Source organism: Adlercreutzia sp. ZJ473 (assembly GCF_013185065.1).
Classification (GTDB): domain Bacteria; phylum Actinomycetota; class Coriobacteriia; order Coriobacteriales; family Eggerthellaceae; genus CAAEEV01.
This window is the reverse complement of the sequence record NZ_JAAVTO010000011.1, coordinates 1-18075: the sequence shown is the minus strand read 5'-3', so window position 1 is coordinate 18075 and position 18075 is coordinate 1. Positions and strand designations below refer to the sequence as shown.

Genomic DNA, 18075 nt, shown 5'->3' with positions numbered 1-18075 from the left:
CATGCGGATCGTCGCCTCGCTCCTGAAAGGGACCCTGACGCTGATCGCCTTCGCAGTCGCCGCAGCCGTCAACGCAGCGATCGCGCTCGGCGCAGCCCTCCTGCGCATGATCTGGAAGTACCTCTAGGCCCGCCCGTTCCAACCAGCCCTCCTTCCGTCCCTCGGCCAAGCGCACCCTGCGTGAACCCAAGTCGAAAGGAGGGCTTTGCCATGCCCAAACCCAGCCCGATGACGGGAGGTCAGCCATGCCCGTGATCCGCGTAAGCAAGACCAGGGACTTCACCGTGATGTCCAACCACCATCTCCGAAACAAGAGCCTGTCCCTCAAAGCCAAGGGGCTCATGTCCCAGCTCCTCTCCTTCCCCAACAACTGGGAGTACTCCATTGCCGGCCTGTCCGCGCTGTCCAAAGACGGCAAGGACGCCGTGCGCTCCGGAATCGAGGAGCTCGAGGATGCCGGCTACGTCGTGCGCACCCAAGCCCACGACGACGAGGGCAGGTTCTGCGGCTACGACTACACCATCTACGAGATCCCCCAGAACAACACGGCGCCTGCGCCGGCGGATTCGCCGTCGTCGGAAAAGCCGACGACGGGCTGCACCATGACGGAGAACCCGACGGAAACAAGTACGCACTGCGAGGGAAAGACGTACTCATCAACCACTAAGCCCAAGAAAGGCGCAAGCGAGGCTCGCAGCCGCTACGGCCAGTACGAAAACGTGCTGCTCTCCGACGGCGACTACCGCACCCTTCAGGAAGAGTTCCCCGCAGACTGGGCCGTGCGCATCGAGCGCTTGAGCGAGTACATCGCCTGCTCGGGGAAGTCCTACAAGAACCACCTCGCCGTGATTCGCAGATGGGCCCGGACGGACAGGCAGCGCGCCCAGGAGGCCAAGGCGTCCAAGAAGCCCGACTACTCGTTCGACGAATGCGAGGTGCTGTGATGGACATCGACCTCAGCAACCTCGAGTTCAAGGAAACCGAGCCCGGCGCCCCTGGGACCTACGTCGGCGAAGACGGGCTTCTCCGCTGCGGCAAGTGCCACGGTGCCAAGCAGGTCAGGCTGGAATGGCTCGGCACGACCAAGACGCTGCCCTGCATATGCCGATGCGAGAGCGAGGAGCACGAGCGCCAGCAGGCGGCTGCCCGCCGCGAGGCCATGCGCAGGCGCAGGGCCTCAGGCGCCCCCGAGAACATCGAGCTGCCCGGCTGGCGCGCCGACCTCAGCGGCCTCTGCACGACGGCACCGCCCTACGACAAGCTGACCAAGTACGCCGAGCGCTTCCCGAAGATGAAGGCCTCGCGCGTCGGCCTGCTGCTGTTCGGCCCGCCAAGCTGCGGCAAGTCATACGGGGCAAGCTACCTGGCAAGCAAAGTCGAGGAGGCGGGGCACAGGGTGCTGGTCACCGCGCCTACGCGCATCCTCAACGAGCTGCAGGACCTTCGCGCGAAGAACCGCAACAACCTCATCGACTCCATCGCCCGATTCGACCTGATCGTCCTGGATGACCTCGGCTCCGAGCGCATCACCGACTTCACCCGCGAGCAGATGTTCACCCTGATCGACTCCATCTACCGCTCCCAAGCCGCGCTCGTCGTGACCACGAACCTCTCGCTAAAGGAGATGAAGGCCCCTGACAGCATGAGCTCCCAGCGCATCTACGAGCGCCTGCTCGAGCGCTGCCGCCCCCTGGCGTTTCCCGAGCGCAACTGGCGCACCGAGATCGCAGCTGCGGCCCAAGCGCAGGCCCGCCTGCTCTTCGAGTAGAAGCCCTCTCATTTCCAAAACCCAAGCACGCCATCCCCCAATGGAGCCGCCCGTCGGCTCCATTGCCGTCCGCCCCCAGAAACGAAAGGAAACGCCATGGCAAAGCGAGAGACAGTCGACGTGATCGTCGGCGCCGAAGCGATCAACGAGATCGGGTACACCAACAAGCAGGGCGAGCCCGACAGCTTCTTCAAGGTGGCGCTGCCCCCCGGATCCGCCATCGCCGGCGAAGACGTGTCCGGCTGGGAGTTCAGCCCCAAGTTCGTGAACCCCGTCAAGGGAGACCCCCGTCTCTGCTCCCTTCCCCTGCTGGCAGACCGCCTGGTGTGGCTGACCAAGGCAGAGCTGGACGAAGAGGGCCACGTCATCCGCGATGACGCGGGCAAGGCGATCAGGCGCCGCAAGGACGTGGACCCGCGCGAGATCAAGCGCATCTTCGACGAGCACGGCCCCGACGAAGCATACGAAGAGGACATCGCATTCTAAGGAGGGAAGCGAAATGGCAACTGAAGCAAGAAAGACTCCCGACAAGTGCCTGCGATGCCTCCTCGCTCTGGCACTCGTCCTCTCGGGCCTGTCCGTGCTCCTGCAGGGCGCAGCCCGGCAAGCCCACGCAGCCACGGCGACCCTCGTCGACACCGGGGACAAGTTCGACTTCCAGGTGCACGACAGCAGCACCGGGGCAACCTGGGCCGACTCCGTCTTCATGATCGACGGCGAATACGCCTACTGCATCGACATCACGACCACCGCATATCCCGGGTCCAGCTACAGCTCAAGCCCCATGGACGAAGGCACCGCCTTGAAGATCGGCTTGTACGAGAAGTACCTCGAAGGGCATCATTCCGACTGGTCTGCGTACAAGCGCATGGGCTACCTGCAGTACATGATCTGGTGCACCTACACCCCTGGCTACATGAGCGCGTACGTCACCCCGGAGTACGGCGACTTCTACGGCGTCTTCGACGCCGCGAAGAAGTTCTACCAGGACAACAAGGACTCCTACGAGGCGACTGGCGTCGAATGGACCAGCCCCAACAGCCAGAACATGTGCACGAGCGTCAAGGTCAAGGAGCGCCCGGGCAGCATCGAGCTTTGCAAGACCAGCGCCCGCACCGAGATCTCAGGCGGCAACGACTGCTACGGCCTGGGCGGCGCGACCTACACCGTGTACTCCGACGAGAGCTGCACCGAGGCGTTCGGCGCCATCGTCACCGACGCTGACGGCCACGGCGAGCTCGGCGGCGTCCCGCGCGGCGGCTATTGGGTGAAGGAGACCGTCGCGGCGACCGGCTACGCCCTCGACCCCCAGACCTACCCCGTAAAGGTCGAGGCCGGCAAGACCGCGAAGGTCAACTCCGGCGCCGTCTCCGACGAGCCCCAGTACGGAACCCCCCGAGTCATCGTCGCCAAGGCAGACGCATCCGCCGGCGACGTCCCCCAAGGCGACGCGTCCCTTGCAGGCGCCCAGTTCGTCGTCGACTACTACGACGGCTACTACGACAGCCCCGACGAGGCCGAGCAGTCCGGCAAGCAGCTGCGCAGCTGGACCTTCGCCACCGACGAAAGCGGGCGGGCGCTCTTCGACGCAGAGCACAAGGTCGCCGGTGACGCGCTCTACGCCGACAAAGACGGCAACCCCGTCATCCCCTTGGGCACCGTCGTCGTCGAAGAGGTGAAGGCGCCTCTGGGCTACAACCTCGACGACGGCTGCGGAAACGCGCCCAGGAAGCAGTCCGCCCAGATCGTCTCCGACCAAGCCGACAGCCCCGTGGTGACCACCTACCACACGCCCACGGCGGAAAACTCCGTGAAGCGCGGCGACTACCGCCTGGTCAAGGAGGTCCCCGTCGAAGCTGAGAGCGAGAGCGGCATCGACCAGGAGCAGCAGCGCATCGTCCTCGAGGGCGTGCAGTTCCAGATCATCAACGCTTCCGCCAACCCCGTCGTCTCCCCCGAGACCGGAGAAGAGGTCTCTCCCGGCAGCATCGTCTGCACCATCGTCACCGACGAAGACGGCCTGGCCACCACGAAGGCGTTGGGCATCCCCGACGATTGGACCGGCGCGCTCGCCTTCGGCTCCTACAACGTGCACGAGGTCATCCCCAGCTCCGTCTCCGAGAGCTTCAAGGCCGAGCACGGCTGCGACCTGATCCCCGTCGACGACTGGAAGATCACCATCTCCGACGAAGGGCAGTACGACAACCCTCCTCTGGTCAACAACCACATCCCCCAGACGCCTCTGAAGGTCGTCAAGGTCGACGCCGAGTCCGGCAGGCAGATCCCCTTGCCCTGCAGCTTCCAGCTGGTTGACGCAGACGGAAACCTTGCAACCTGGACCAGCCATTACCCCGACGAGCAGGTTCTCGACACCTGGACCACCAACGCCAATGGCGAGGTGACGCTCCCCATGCTGCTTGAGCAGGGAACCTACACCATCACCGAGGCTCAGGCTCCCGAAGGCTACGTCCTCGCGCTGGAGGGAAAGACCGTCGAGGTCGGCTCCGCCTACAACAACTGGGATGACCCCATCGTCGTGACCTTCGAGGACATGCCGCAGAAGGGCATCATCAACGTGACCAAGACCGATTCCGACAACGGCGAGCCCGTAGACGACTCCGTCTACGTCGTCAAAGCCGCCACCGACATCGTCACGCCTGACGGCACCATCCGCGCAAAGGCCGGCGACATCGTGGCAACCCTTGAGACCGGCAAGGACGGCACCGCCTCCACCGGCGAGCTCTACCTGGGCGCCTACACGGTCTACGAAGCGAAGGCCAAGGACGGATACGCCCTCGACGTCACAGAGAAGACCGTGGCCCTGGAATACCAGGGCCAGGAGATCGACGTCTTCGACCAACCCGTCGACGTTGTCGACGAGCCCACCGAGATCAAGCTCCGCAAGGTCGACGCCCTCGACCCCGAGAAGCCCGTCGTCGGCGCGAAGTTCCACGTATGGAACGATGACCGCACCTTCGACGACGAGATGACGACCGACGAGAACGGCTGCATCGAAGTGAGGAACGCGACCCATGGCCGCTGGCACATCCAAGAGACAGGATCCCCTGAAGGCTACGTCATCAACGAGGTTGACGCCGAGGGCGAGCCTGTGGTCTACGACTTTACCGTCAACGACCAGGGCATGGTCGAGCTCGAGGACGGCGCCATGACCGCAGCGCTCGAGCTCAGCGTGGAGAACATGCCCAAGACCATGAAGACAACAGCGACCGACGAGGCAAACGGGACCCATGAGTCCCAGGCAGCCGAGCAGATGTCCATCGTGGACGTCGTCGACTACACCGGCTGCATTCCCGGCGAAGAGTACACCGTCAGCGGCACCTTGATGGACAAGGCAACAGGCGAGGCCGCAGTTGACCACGAGGGCAACGCGATCACCTCCCAGACCACGTTCGTCGCCGAGGGCTACAACGGCACCGCGAGCATCTGCTTCACGTTCAACGGAGTTGACCTCGCCGGCCACGACATCGTCGCATTCGAGACCATGACCCACGAGGGCGTCGAGTACATGGCTCATGCCGACATCGAAGACGAGGGCCAGACCATCAAGGTGATCGACATTCGCACCACCGCCATCGACTCTTCGACCAACGACAACCAGGGCGCCCTCGATGACGAGCTCTCCATCATCGACACCGTCGCCTTCACCAACCTCACCGTCGGCGCCGAGTACACGCTCACTGGAACCATCATGGACAAGGCCACTGGAGAGCCCTTGCTCGACGCCGACGGCGACCAGATCGTCTCCCAGGCGACCTTCATCCCAGAAGAGCCCGACGGAGCGGCTGAGGTCGAGTTCGCCATCGACTCCCGCATGCTGGCCGGCAAGAGCATCGTGGTGTTCGAGCAGCTGGCAAATGCCGAGCAGGCCACCGTGGCAAAGCACGAGGACATCGACGACGACGGCCAGACCATCCGCTTCGCGGAAATCTCCACCAGCGCCGCAGACGGCGCGGACGGAGACAAGAACGTCTTGGCGGGAGAGAAGGCCATGGTCATCGACACGGTGACGTTCAATAACCTGATCCCCGGCAAGGAGTACACCGTCGCAGGCACGCTGATGGACAAGGAAACCGGCGAGCCTCTGACAGATGCGGACGGCAACGAGATCAGATCCTCCGCCACGTTCACCCCCGAGACGGCAGGGGGCGCCGTCGACGTCGTCTTCGAGTTCGACGCGACGGGCTTTGCCGAGAAGACCGTCGTCGCATTCGAGGCACTCACCAAGGACGGCGTCGAGGTCGCAGCCCACGCGGACATCGAGGACGCCGCCCAGACGGTCGTCGTCAGCGGGCCCGACGCCCCGGACAGCCCCAATCCTCCCAGCAACCCGGAGGAGCCCGCATCTCCCAAGGCGGGCTACCCCAAGACCGGCGCAGCCGTAGCTGGAGGAATCTTGGCCCTGGTAGTCTGCGGCGGCTGCGCCGCAGCCTTGGCTGCCCGCAAAGGCGCGAAGCTCATGGGTCGGGCTGATGATGAAGAGGCCTAGCCTCAGGAAGGCGGCGGGTGCGCTGCTCGCCGCCTTCGCCCTCGCATTGGCCGCCGGCACCGCGTTCGTGGCAGCAGACGGGCAGAACCGCTCCGTCCTCCGTCACGAGGCGGACAACCTCATCTGCGACCTGAAAGACCTTTCCGGGATCGACCTCGCGAGCCCGATCGACTGGGATGGGCAGCCAGAGGAGGTCGTGGCCTGGATAGAGATACCAGGAACCCGCGTGGACTACCCCGTCGTGCAGGCTTCCCCGAGCAGCCCCGACTACTACCTGACCCACGACCAATACGGGCAATACGACGTCTACGGGATTCCGTTCATCGCAGCTGGATGCGAGAAGGGCATCGACTCCCCGAACGTGATCATCTGCGCCCACCACATGGACGACGGAAGCATGTTCGCCGACGTAGCCGGCTTCTCAAGATCCGAGTTCGCGCAAGAGCACCGAGACGTGCTCATCTACACGAGGGAGAGGACCTATGAGCTCAAGGTCAAAGGCGCCCAGATCATCGACGGCTCATCTGAGCTCGCAACGACCCAGTTCGCCGATTCCCAGGATTACGCCGACTGGGTGTCGAAGACCAACGACCGATCCTGCGCGACCCTTGCGAGCCTCGACCCATCCAGGCAGACCTTCACGCTCTGCACCTGCTCATACACCACCTACCGAAACGAGAGAACGCTCGTGTTCTGCCAATAAGGAGGCCCTCCATGTTTCCAGCCGTCGCCCTCATCGTCCTGCTCATGGCGGGAAACGCCTTCGTCGCCTGGTGCTGCCTGTATGTCGGCTCCAGCGCCGAGCGTGACGCCGAGACAACTGCTGCAAGATACGCGGCAGGTACCAAGGAGAGGAGCTAGGCGACACCGACGATCGCCAGCTTCGGGCGAGGACGATGCCCCTCTAACTAAGAGACCGACCCGCTCGGCCCCGGCACGCAGCAACGCATCCCCGACCGAATCTCCAGATCAAGACGGATGCTCAGGCTGGGCGTGCCGGGGGCTTCTCGAAAGGAGATCAGATGCAAGAGGAAGTCGACGACCGCTCCGTGTCGTTCTGCGCAACCACCACGAGGACGGGATCCCAGATGCTGCTGTCCGTCATGCGCCTTTGGATGTACCGGAACCGAGGCGCCAAGCAGGCCTCCCAGAAAGACAAGGCACCCCGCCCCGGCAAGAAGACCCTCCGCCAGCTGTCTGCCGACGGTGCCGAGCTCTCCCAGATCCCCATCGCGAAAAGCGGCATCGCGGATTTCGGGCGCATCGCCCGCAGACACCAGGTCACCTACGCGCTTCTCAAGGACAAGTCCAAGGACCCGCCGCAGTACCTGGTGTACTTCCACGCGAAGCAGGCCGCCCAACTCGAGGCCGCGTTCAAGGAGTACACCGCCCTCGAGCTCGATCCCGACAAGCGTCCCTCCGTCGTGAAGCGCCTGCGAGAGATCGCGAAGTCGCTTCCCAAAGACAAGGCCCGCGACCACCTGCGCGAGCCTGAGAGGAGCCGCTGATGCCCAAGCCCAAGCTCAACCGGCGCTCAGCCCGCGCTGCCGGGATCGGCGCGGCGGGATTGGCCTCGTTTGCAGTGGCCGACAGGCTCAGCTGGCTTGCGAGCCAGCTGCCAGGCAACCCGCTTGAGCAGTGGACGACCGCGCTGGCCAACGCCCGCTGCGCGTTCAGCCCGCCTTGGCCCTCCCTCGCGCCCGCCGACCTCATGACCGGCGCCGTGGCAGGCATCGCCGCCAGCGGCCTGCTCTACCTGAAGCTCAACGGACAGAGGAAGCTCCGCGATGGCGTCGAGTACGGCTCCGCCCGCTGGTCCGTCCCCGCTGACTTCAAGCCGTACACAGACCCGAATCCCTACCGCAACATCCTTCTCACCCGCACCGAGGGCAAGACCATCAACACGCGGCCCAAGGACTACTTCACCGCACGCAACAACAACCTGCTCGTGGAGGGCTCCAGCGGCTCCATGAAGACCCGCGGCGTGGTGGAGCCCAACCTCATGCAGGCCTCTCCCGGGGTAAGCTACGTCACCACCGACCCCAAGGGCAGCATCCTTCCCAACGTCGGGCATATCCTGGAGACAGAGGGCTTTCGCATCAAATGTCTCGACCTCATCGAGATGCCCAAGTCCCTCCACTACAACCCGCTCAGCTACGTGCGCTCCGAAAGCGACGTGCTGAAGCTCGTCAACGTCATCATCTGCAACACAATCGGCACAGGCGAGCGCTCGACCGAGGACTTCTGGACCAAGGCAGAGCGGCTCCTCCTGTGCGCTCTCGTGTCCTATGTCGTCAACTTCGCGCCTGAGAGCGAGCGCAACATCATCACCGTGCTGGACATGATCAACATGTGCGAAGCCCGTGAGGACGACGAGGAGTTCCAAAGCCCAGTTGACGTCTTGTTCGAGGAGCTGGCGAGCCGCGAAGGCGACTGCTTCGCCGTCCGCCAGTACCGCAAGTACAAGCTGGCCGCCGGCAAGACAGCCAAGAGCATCCTGGTATCAGTCGGCGCACGGATGGCGCCGTTCGACATCCAAGAGCTTCGCGACCTCATGAGATACGACGAGCTGAACCTCGACATGGTCGGCGACGAGCCCACGGCGCTCTTCATCCAGACGTCAGACAACGACCGCACCTTCGACTTCGTCGCGGCCATGGTCTACACGCAGCTGTTCAACCTGCTGACCGAGCGCGCCGACCGCGTGCACGGCGGGCGCCTTCCCTATCACGTGCGCTTCCTCCTGGACGAGTTCGCCAACCTGCACATTCCCAACTTCGAGCGGCTCATCAGCACCATCCGCAGCCGCGAGATCTCCGCCACCATCATCGTTCAGAACAAAAGCCAGCTGAAGGCCATCTACAAGGACCATGCCGCGACCATCATCGGCAACTGCGACATGCGCCTGTTTTTGGGCGGACGCGACGAGGAGACCCTCAGGGACATCTGCGAGGCGCTCGGCCGCGAGACCATCGAGCTCATGAACGAGTCCGACACGCGCGGGTCCAACCGATCTTACGGACAGAACTACCAGACGCTCGGACGCGAGCTCATGACCAAGGACGAGATCGCCGTCCTGCCCAACGACGAGTGCATACTCATGGTTCGCGGCCTGCGCCCCTTCCGCTCCAAGAAATACGACATCACCCAGCATCCGCGATACCGCCAACATGCGGAGTCCGACCCGAGGCTTCGCTACGACTACGGCCAGAAGCACCTGAGCGAAGCGGTCATCGACTTGGACGAGGAGCTCGTCTTCCTCGACGGGGACCTCCCCGATATCGACTAGCCGACCAAGGACACTTCCCCCGATTCGCCGAAAAGGCCTTTCCAGAGAGCCGGCGCCTCATCCCTCTCTGGAAGGCTTCCATCCCGAATTCAAGAGAGGAAGTGAGCATATGGAATTCTTCACCTCTGCCATCGGCATTCTTCAAACGCTCGTCACCGCACTTGGCGCAGGCCTCGGGGCCTGGGGCGCCATCAACCTGCTCGAAGGCTACGGCGGCGACAACCCCGGAGCGAAGAGCCAGGGCATCAAGCAGCTCATGAGCGGCGGCGGCGTCATCCTCATCGGCACGCAGCTCATCCCCTTGCTGGCCAACCTCTTCTAGCCTGCGGGGTGATTCCGGTGTTTGATAGCGTTCTTGACGCCATCGAGACCTGGGCCAGGGAAACGCTTACGGGAATGATCGACTCCAACGTGAGCTCGATGTTCTTGGAAGTGAACGACAAGACGGCATCGATCGCAGGCGAGGTCTCGGCTTCACCTGCCGACTGGAACGCGAGCATCTTCTCCCTAGTCCAAAGCCTCTCCGACAACGTGGTCCTGCCCATCGCGGGCATCGTGATCACCTACGTGCTGGTAGTCGAGCTCATCACCATGATCACTGAGAAGAACAACTTCCACGACATGCAGACCTTCGACTTCTTCGCGTACTTCTTCAAGGCGCTTGTCGCCGTCCTCGTCCTGAGCAACACGTTCACCATCATCATGGCCCTCTTCGACGTGGGCCAGCACATGGTCACGCAGGCTTCCGGGCTCATCGGAACGCAGACCTCCGTTGACCCGGCCTCAGTGCTGGACAGGATCGACGAGTCCCTCAAGGACATGGAGATCGGCGAGCTGCTCATGCTGGCTGTGGAGTCGGCGCTCGTGTCGCTCGGCATGAAGATCCTCTCGGTTCTGATCACGGTCATCATCTACGGCCGCATGATCGAGATCTACCTCACCGCGTCCATCGCGCCCATCCCCATGGCCACGCTCGCCAACCGCGAATGGGGCCAGATCGGCACGAACTACCTCAGGGGCATGGCCGCGCTGGCCGCGCAGGGCTTCTTCATCATCGTATGCGTCGGGATCTACGCGGTGCTCGTCGCGCAGATCCCCGACTCCTCCGACATCCACGCCGCCCTCTTCGAGATCGCCGGCATGACCATCCTGCTCTGCTTCTCGCTGTTCAAGACATCCAGCCTGGCCCGCTCCGTGTTCGCGGCCCACTAGAGACGAAAGGAGACCCGAAAATGCCCGGCTACGTCGACGTGCCCAAAGACCTGAACTCCATCAAATCGAAGGTCGCCTTCGGCCTTACGCGACGCCAGCTCATCTGCTTCGGCATCGCCGCAGCCGTAGGCCTCCCGTTCTTCTTCATTGCCCGCCCCTGCCTGGGAAACACCCTCGCAGTGGCCCTCATGGCGCTGCTGATGGTCCCCGGCTTCGCCTTCGGCCTGTACGAGAAGAACGGCCTGCCCCTGGAAGCCGCGCTGACGAACTTCATCGACGTGCGCTACCGCAAGCCCGCCATCCGCAAGAAGCGATTCAAGAGCTAGGAGGTGGATGACAAATGCTGCTCAAGAAGCCCCGGCACGCGAAGACCCGAGAGCAGGTACGAGCCGAGAAGAAGGAGGGAAGACGCGCCAAGGCCGCACGTCGCGAAGCCGAGCGGGAAGCCCGCAAGGCCGACCGCAGAGCCGAGCGCCGCGCACGGAGGACCGGCGAGTGCATCACCATTCCGCGCGGCAATGCCGACCCGCAACCTGCCGCCCCGAGAGGCAACGCGCCATCCGCCATCAGGCAGGGAGTCCCGCGAGGAGCCCACGGCGCCGCTGCGGGAAAACCCGGCCCAAAGAACAAGGCAAAGCAGGTTGAGATCACGGCGCAAGACACCCTGCCCTTCGTCGCCATCGCCAAGGACGGCATCGTCATGGCAGGCGACAGCACCTACTCGGAGACCGTGTTCTTCACTTCCATCGACTACCAGCTGGCACGTCGCGAGGAGCGCGAGGACATCTTCGACAAGTGGTGCGACTTCCTCAACCACTTCGACGCTTCCGTGAAGGTGGACATCACCTGCATCAACCGCAAGCCCCACGGAGCCGAGCGCACCTGCGCCATCGTCGACAAACGCGAGGACGACGGGCTCGACGCGTTCCGCGAGGAGTACTCCGACATGCTCGCGCTTCGCAACGCACAGGCATCGGGAGGCTTGATGAAGGAGCACTACGTCACCCTCACCATCGAGGCGAAGGATCCCTTCGAGGCACGTGGGCGCCTGTCCCGCATAGCCTCCGACGCGATCTCGCGACTCCACGCCATCGGCGTCCACGCCCATGTCCTCAACGGCAAAGAGCGCACGAAGCTCATCGCCGAGGTCTGCGCCGGCCCCAACGCCCAAGAGGCCGTCTTCGCCCCAGACCACGGGAGGGCGGACATCGCCAAGGACGCCGCCACGCCCAACGAGTTCGACTTCGGCCACGGCGACTGGTTCCGAATCGACGGCGCCTACAAGCGAGCAGCCTACCTGATAATCGACGCCCCGGAGCTCTCGGACAAGATCCTCGCCGACTTCCTGGCGCTGGAATGCCCCATCACCATCGACCTTCACCTCGAGCCCCTCGACCAACTGGCTGCCAAGAAGATGGTGAAGAGCAAGGTGTCGGACATAGACAAGGTGAAGATCGAGGAGCAGAAGAAGGCCATTCGCGCCGGCTACGACCCGGACATCCTGCCGCCCGACCTGGTGACGCTCTCCAACGACACCCGCAACCTGAACCACGAGCTCGAAAACCACAACGAGCGCCTGTTCAAGGCCGCGTTCGTCATCGTCGTCGAAGGAGCGACCCTCCAGGACCTGGACAACGCCTTCTTCGCAGCCGACGCCGTGGCCCAGCAGCACAACTGCAAGCTCAAGACCCTGAGCTACCAGCAGGAGGCGGGCTTTCGATCCGTCGTTCCCGTCGGCTCGTTCAGCCTGCACGAGAAGCAGCTGCGCATCCTGACCACCAAGGCCGCAGCCATCTTCATCCCCTTCGTGGCCGCAGAGCTGAGCACCGGAGGCGACGCCATCTTCTACGGCGTGAACACCATCACGCGCAACCTCATCGAGGCTGACCGCACGAAGCTGAGCAACCCCAACGGACTGATCCTGGGCATTCCGGGGTCGGGAAAATCCTATTCAGCGAAGAGCGAGATGGCATACGCGCGCCTGTACACCGACGACGACATCATCGTGGGCGACCCCGAGGGCGAATACCGCCCGCTGATCGAGGGCATGAAGGGCCAGGTCGTGGTCGTCTCCTCGACCAGCAGCGACCACATCAACCCCATGGACGTGAACCTCAACTACTCCGACGAGGACAGTCCGCTCGCGTTCAAGGCGGACTTCCTGCTCTCCCTGGTAGAGCTCGTCATGGGCTCGCGCGACGGCCTGGATCCCCTGGAGCGAGCCGCGGTCGACCGCTGCATCCGCCCAACGTACCAAAGGTACATGGACGACCCCCAGCCCGAGAACATGCCCGTCTTGGGAGACCTGCAAGAGGAGCTGTACCGCCAGGGCACCGTCGAGGCAAAGCGCATCGGCGACGCCCTGGAACCCTACGTCCACGGCTCCCTCAGCGTGTTCAACCACCGCACCAACGTGGAGCTGAGCAACCGGCTGGTCTGCTTCGACACGAAGGAGCTGGGCAAGCAGCTGAAGAAGATCGGCATGCTCATCGTCCAGGACCAGGTATGGAACCGCGTGACCGTCAACCGCGACAGGGGCCGCCATACCCGCTACTACATGGATGAGATGCACCTCATGCTGCGCGAGGAGCAGACGGCTGCCTACACCGTCGAGATCTGGAAGCGCTTCCGCAAGTGGGGCGGCATCCCCACCGGAATCACCCAAAACGTGAAGGACCTCCTGAGCAGCCGCGAGATCGAGAACATCCTGGACAACTCCGACTTCATCATGATGCTGGCCCAGTCCGCAGGCGATCGGGCGATCCTGGCCGACCATCTGAGCATCTCCAAGCAGCAGCTCTCCTACGTGACGAACACCAGCCCGGGCGAGGGCCTTCTCTTCTTCGGCGACATCATCGTCCCCTTCGAGAACCGCTTCGACACGGACACGCAGCTGTATCACCTGATGACCACGAAGCCCGGCGAAGCGAAGGTTGGGCGGCCATGAGCAAGCTCGAGACAGAGGATCGCGTCGAGGCAGCCGGGGAGGGCCTCGAGCGGAGGGCCTCCCCCGAACCGAGCCCCGAATCGCCGAAGGCAGCCGGCGGCAGGCTGAGAAGCTCCTCCTCCAGGCAGGACAGCGTGAGGAACGGGACGGATGCTCGACGCAATCGACGCACGAAGCGCCGCATGAGATCAGAGGCGGGTTGCGGCACGGCGGCATCGAGAATCCAAGCCAACCCGCCCTCCGCAAACGCGAGGAGCGAAAAACCGGCGGCATCCAGAGAGCTGCGCCGGACGTCCCTGCGATTCATCGAGGAAGGCGCCGCCCTGACGCACCGCCTCGGCTCGAAGTCCAATCGAGGCGATGACGACGATGACGACGCCAGCGAGCAGGCAGTGACGGAGGCCGAAGACCGCATTGCCGCCACCCGGCTGCGCCCCCATTCCGCGCACGGGGCCAGACCAACCGACATGAGGCAGGCAGCTCGGGCAGTCAGGAAGTCTGCGGGGGCACCGGGCGCGGCGAACGCCAAGGGCGCGGGAGGGACGGCGAGCAGCGCGTCAAGAGCGGCACGCAGGAAAGCCAAGAAGGAGCTCATGCGAGCCTGTGCGGCGAAGGGCACGCCGACGAACACGGCTGCGATCGCAAGGGGCATCGCCAGCTCGAGCTCGGCAGCAGCCGACGCAGCTCGAATGGCCCGGGCATCAGCTGCGAAGCGACTCGTCGCCCTCGGGAGCAGCGGTGGCGCCAAGGCGGTTGCGATCGCGCTGGCCCTGTCTCTGCTTGCGGCGTTTGCCGTCGGCGCCGTCGCCATGCCGGTCGCAGGATCGCTCATGCAGACTTCGGTGGCCTCTTCCTATGCGTCGGCCGACCAGAGCATCAAAGACGTCGACGCCGCCTACTCGGCGCTCGAAGCCCAAGTCGAAGCCGAGGCCACCGGCGCCGAGTCGCGCTATCCCGGCTATGACGAGTACCGCTACCGAATCGACGAGATCGGGCACGACCCGTACGCGCTGGCGGCTTTGCTCACGGCTCGCTACGGCGAATACGACCTCGCCAAGACAAGGGGCTTCTTAGACCAGATCGCCTCGGCGCAGTACGCCTTGACCTATGCGGCCAGCACCGAGACCGAGCAGCGCGACGTGGTTGACGAAAGCGGAAACCCCTTACTCGACGAGTCAGGCAATCCCGTCAAGGAAACCCACACAGCCCGCATCATGACCGTCTCGCTCAGCAACACGGGCATCGCCGGCGCTGCGGCAAAGCTCCTGACTGACGACGAGATCCCGCACTACCAGCTGCTCGCGGCCACCAAGGGCAACCGCGACGACCTGTTCAAGGGCTCCTGGACAACCAACCCGTCAACGGGAGGCTTCGGATACAGCATCCCTGCTGAAGCGCTCAAGGACGCTCAGTTCGCCGCGATGGTCGAAGAAGCCGAGAAGTACCTGGGCTATCCCTACGTATGGGGCGGCTCCAGCCCATCCACCAGCTTCGACTGCTCGGGATTCGTCTGCTGGGTCGTCAACCACTCCGTCGGCGACGTTGGCCGCACTACGGCAGAGGGCCTTCGCGGCCGCTGCAGCTACGTCAGCCCGAGCGAGGCGAGGCCCGGCGACCTCGTCTTCTTCCAGAACACCTACCCCGAGGTAGGCGCAAGCCATGTCGGCATCTACGTGGGCGGCGGGATGATGATCCATTGCGGCGATCCCATCCAGTATGCGTCCATCGAGACCAGCTACTGGCAGCAGCACTTCCTCGCATTCGGCCGACTCCACGGATGACCAGGCGTCGCTTTCCAACCAGAAGGCGCCGCGTCCCTACCAAGTCAGCCCAAACCAATTCCAGGAGGTGCGTATGAACAAGAAGATCGAACGACTGAGGTCTGACATCAAGCGCATTCAGAACGAGATCGCCGAGAGAAAGTCGCTGCTCAAGGCAAAGGAGGACCAGCTGAGGCTCCTTGAGGACGAGGAGATCGTCAAGGTCTTCCGCAGCAAGGCCTCCACCACCGAGGAGCTGCTCTCCCTGCTTGCCCGACTCGAGAAGGAGGGACCCGAACATGTCAGCCTCGATTAAAAGGGCCAGCGCGGCTCTCGCCTGCCTCGCCTTGGCGGCAGCCCTCGCCGTCCCCGCCCTCGCCTTCGCCAACACAGACCCTCCCGGCGAAGCCGAGCCCGCAGGGGCAGAGCAGGTCGAGGAGGCCCCCGTCGCCCCGGCGCCTCAGGCCGAAGAAGACAAGCTCCACGAAGGCTCCCTCTCCTTCGCGGGCACCGGCAGCACGGTCGACGAGGTCGTCGACGGCGAAAGCATGAAGTTCTACACCATCAAGTCCCCCGACAACAGCGTCTTCTACCTCGTGGTCGACGAGAAGGCCGCCAACGACAACGTGTACCTGCTCACCCAGGTCAACGAGGATGACCTGGCCGCCCTGTCAAAAGGCGGCACCGCCAGCATCTCCGACAGCCTGAGCCAGATCCAAAGCGACAGCGCCCAGCAGCCCGCAGAGGCAGCCGAGACCGGCAGCGAGCCCGAGGAGCCCCAACCCCAGATTCCCGCCGGAGCCGCCTGGGCCGTGATCGTCGCCCTGGCAGCAGGCGGCGCGTTCGCCTACTACAAGATCAAGCTCGAGCCCGAGCGCAACGAGCGCAAAGTCGAGGAGAGGCGAGTCCAGGAGTTCATGAGCCCCGCTGCCTCAGGCCCCGGAAGCACCATCCCGTTTGACACGGACGACGATCCGCTGAACGGCTAGAGACAACCCCCACCCACCCCAAGCAGGCGCCGGTCTTCCGGCGCCTGCGCCGTTGAAAGGAGCATGCCGTGGCAGACGAAGCAACCAGCGGCAACGCACGCGACTCTGGAAAGACCAAGCTCCAAGAGACCCTCGACCGCCTGGAAGCGGGAGTGTCGGAAATCTTCGCCTCCGGCCGCTATGCGGAGTACCTGCGCGTCATGGGCCGCTTCCACAACTACTCCCTCAACAACTGCATCCTGATCGCGCTGCAGAAGCCCGACGCGTCCCTCGTCGCCGGATACCGAGCCTGGCAGCGCAAGTTCGGACGCCAGGTGAGCAAAGGCGAGAAGGCCATCCAGATCATCGCACCGGCTCCGCAGAAGGTGCGAAGCTACGAGCCACGCGTCGACGAGCAAGGCCAACTCCAGCTCGACGACGACGGACAGCCCATCATCGACGAGACCGTCAGCGTCAGGCAGCGCTTCAAGGTGAGCAACGTCTTCGACGTAAGCCAGACCACGGGCCGCGAGCTGCCCTCCCTGGGCGTCGAGTCGCTTGAGGGAGACGTCCGCAAATACGAGGACGTCATGCGGGCAATCGAGAACATCGCGCCCTGCCCGGTGGTCTTCGAGCAAATCGAAGGCGGCGCGAAAGGATACTTCTCCCACAATCCCGAAGACAAGAGGATCGCCATCCAGGAGGGAATGAGCCAGACGCAGACGGTCAAGACTGCGATGCACGAGCTGGCGCACGCACACATGCACGACTTCACCGAAGCGAAGGACGGGGAGAAGAGGCCCGATCGCCTCACCCGCGAAGTGCAGGCCGAGAGCGTGGCCTTCGCCGTCGCCGACCATTACGGCGTCGACACGTCCGACTACTCCTTCGGCTACATCGCCGGCTGGTCCTCCGGCAGGCAGGCTCCGGAGCTGAAGGAAAGCATGGCCGACATCAGAGCTGCCACCGACCAGATCATCACCGACCTTGACCGCGAGATGCTCTCCCTCGAGCAGGCCAGGGACTCATCCCTGAAGGAGCAGGCTCTCTTCATCCCCGAGTACGGCTACCTCCACGTCCAAGAACGCGACGGGGGCTGGGACTACACGCTCTACGACTGCGACTTCGCCGAGGTCGACGGCGGGGTGCTCGAAGCCGACGTCACGTTGCCAGAGGCCCGCGAGGCCGTTGCCGGACTTCACGACGGCGCCTTCGACTTGAACGCCGCGATCGACCTCGACGTCGAGGACTTCAACGGCAAGGCGGACGCGGCCCGGCGCCTGCCGTACATGAGGGCGATGACGAAGGCCATGCCGAAGGACCAGACGATGGTAGCCAAGACGAGCATGAGGATTCACCGCCCCGAGCACGCAAGGCAGGCTCAAGAGAGCCGCGAGAAACGCCCCCTCGAGCCAAGGCCGCCGAAGCCCAGGGACCTCGAGATCGCGTAGCGAGCCGCCTCCCCGACACGAGACGCGCTCCCTCCCGATGGCGAGGTGAGTAATAAACGCTCGCGGTACCGCCAATCAACTGACTTGGTACCGTGGTCAACGATTTTTGGTACCGCGAGTAAACGTGCGTGGTACCGCTATCCAGCCTGCTTCTTCTTGGCGAAGTACTCGCG

At 64.0% G+C, this 18075-nt stretch carries 17 protein-coding genes; all 17 read left to right on the top strand.

The window, feature by feature from the left end; translation table 11 throughout:
- Window position 1 precedes the first annotated feature (1 nt).
- The 17 genes from HRL41_RS12300 to HRL41_RS03475 all read left to right on the top strand — a co-directional run bounded on the left by HRL41_RS12300 (window position 2) and on the right by HRL41_RS03475 (window position 17902).
- Window positions 2–127, top strand: a complete 126-nt coding sequence (locus HRL41_RS12300) for a hypothetical protein (protein WP_256368260.1) — start codon at window positions 2–4, stop codon at window positions 125–127.
- Window positions 128–245: 118 nt separating this feature from the next.
- Window positions 246–944 (top strand): helix-turn-helix domain-containing protein, encoded by a 699-nt coding sequence (locus tag HRL41_RS03550; protein ID WP_172135573.1) that lies wholly within the window; start codon window positions 246–248, stop codon window positions 942–944.
- Window positions 944–1768 carry an ATP-binding protein gene (locus tag HRL41_RS03545; protein WP_172135572.1) on the top strand — a complete coding sequence of 275 codons (825 nt, stop codon included), beginning with the start codon at window positions 944–946 and terminating at the stop codon, window positions 1766–1768. The genes HRL41_RS03550 and HRL41_RS03545 overlap by 1 nt, the downstream gene beginning before the upstream one ends.
- Window positions 1769–1864: 96 nt before the next feature.
- The gene (locus HRL41_RS03540; RefSeq protein WP_172135571.1) at window positions 1865–2254 is read left to right on the top strand and encodes a hypothetical protein; all 390 of its coding nucleotides are present in this window, start codon (window positions 1865–1867) and stop codon (window positions 2252–2254) included.
- A 13-nt stretch (window positions 2255–2267) separates the two neighbouring features.
- Window positions 2268–6275, top strand: coding sequence for a VaFE repeat-containing surface-anchored protein (locus tag HRL41_RS03535; RefSeq protein ID WP_172135570.1), 4008 nt, complete (start codon window positions 2268–2270; stop codon window positions 6273–6275).
- Window positions 6259–6978, top strand: coding sequence for a class B sortase (locus tag HRL41_RS03530; RefSeq protein WP_172135569.1), 720 nt, complete (start codon window positions 6259–6261; stop codon window positions 6976–6978). The genes HRL41_RS03535 and HRL41_RS03530 overlap by 17 nt, the downstream gene beginning before the upstream one ends.
- Window positions 6979–6989: 11 nt before the next feature.
- Window positions 6990–7136, top strand: coding sequence for a hypothetical protein (locus HRL41_RS03525; RefSeq protein ID WP_172135568.1), 147 nt, complete (start codon window positions 6990–6992; stop codon window positions 7134–7136).
- A 161-nt stretch (window positions 7137–7297) separates the two neighbouring features.
- A complete protein-coding gene (locus tag HRL41_RS03520; RefSeq protein ID WP_172135567.1) occupies window positions 7298–7783 on the top strand; it encodes a PcfB family protein in 486 nt (161 codons plus the stop codon).
- Window positions 7783–9564 (top strand): VirD4-like conjugal transfer protein, CD1115 family, encoded by a 1782-nt coding sequence (locus HRL41_RS03515; RefSeq protein WP_172135566.1) that lies wholly within the window; start codon window positions 7783–7785, stop codon window positions 9562–9564. The genes HRL41_RS03520 and HRL41_RS03515 overlap by 1 nt, the downstream gene beginning before the upstream one ends.
- Before the next feature lie 109 nt (window positions 9565–9673).
- Window positions 9674–9886 (top strand): Maff2 family mobile element protein, encoded by a 213-nt coding sequence (locus HRL41_RS03510; RefSeq protein ID WP_172135565.1) that lies wholly within the window; start codon window positions 9674–9676, stop codon window positions 9884–9886.
- A gap of 74 nt (window positions 9887–9960) precedes the next feature.
- Window positions 9961–10776: a VirB6/TrbL-like conjugal transfer protein, CD1112 family gene (locus tag HRL41_RS03505; protein WP_172135605.1), complete on the top strand. Its 816-nt coding sequence runs from the start codon at window positions 9961–9963 to the stop codon at window positions 10774–10776.
- A gap of 20 nt (window positions 10777–10796) precedes the next feature.
- The gene (locus tag HRL41_RS03500; RefSeq protein WP_172135564.1) at window positions 10797–11102 is read left to right on the top strand and encodes a PrgI family protein; all 306 of its coding nucleotides are present in this window, start codon (window positions 10797–10799) and stop codon (window positions 11100–11102) included.
- 14 nt (window positions 11103–11116) lie between these two features.
- Window positions 11117–13723 carry a VirB4-like conjugal transfer ATPase, CD1110 family gene (locus tag HRL41_RS03495; protein ID WP_172135563.1) on the top strand — a complete coding sequence of 869 codons (2607 nt, stop codon included), beginning with the start codon at window positions 11117–11119 and terminating at the stop codon, window positions 13721–13723.
- Window positions 13720–15504, top strand: a complete 1785-nt coding sequence (locus tag HRL41_RS03490) for a C40 family peptidase (RefSeq protein ID WP_371808789.1) — start codon at window positions 13720–13722, stop codon at window positions 15502–15504. Before HRL41_RS03495 ends, HRL41_RS03490 begins: the two co-directional genes overlap by 4 nt.
- A 73-nt stretch (window positions 15505–15577) precedes the next feature.
- Window positions 15578–15799: a DUF4315 family protein gene (locus HRL41_RS03485; RefSeq protein ID WP_172135561.1), complete on the top strand. Its 222-nt coding sequence runs from the start codon at window positions 15578–15580 to the stop codon at window positions 15797–15799.
- Window positions 15783–16472 (top strand): CD1107 family mobile element protein, encoded by a 690-nt coding sequence (locus HRL41_RS03480; protein ID WP_172135560.1) that lies wholly within the window; start codon window positions 15783–15785, stop codon window positions 16470–16472. The genes HRL41_RS03485 and HRL41_RS03480 overlap by 17 nt, the downstream gene beginning before the upstream one ends.
- 68 nt (window positions 16473–16540) lie before the next feature.
- Window positions 16541–17902: an LPD16 domain-containing protein gene (locus HRL41_RS03475; protein WP_172135559.1), complete on the top strand. Its 1362-nt coding sequence runs from the start codon at window positions 16541–16543 to the stop codon at window positions 17900–17902.
- The last annotated feature ends 173 nt before the right edge of the window (window positions 17903–18075 follow it).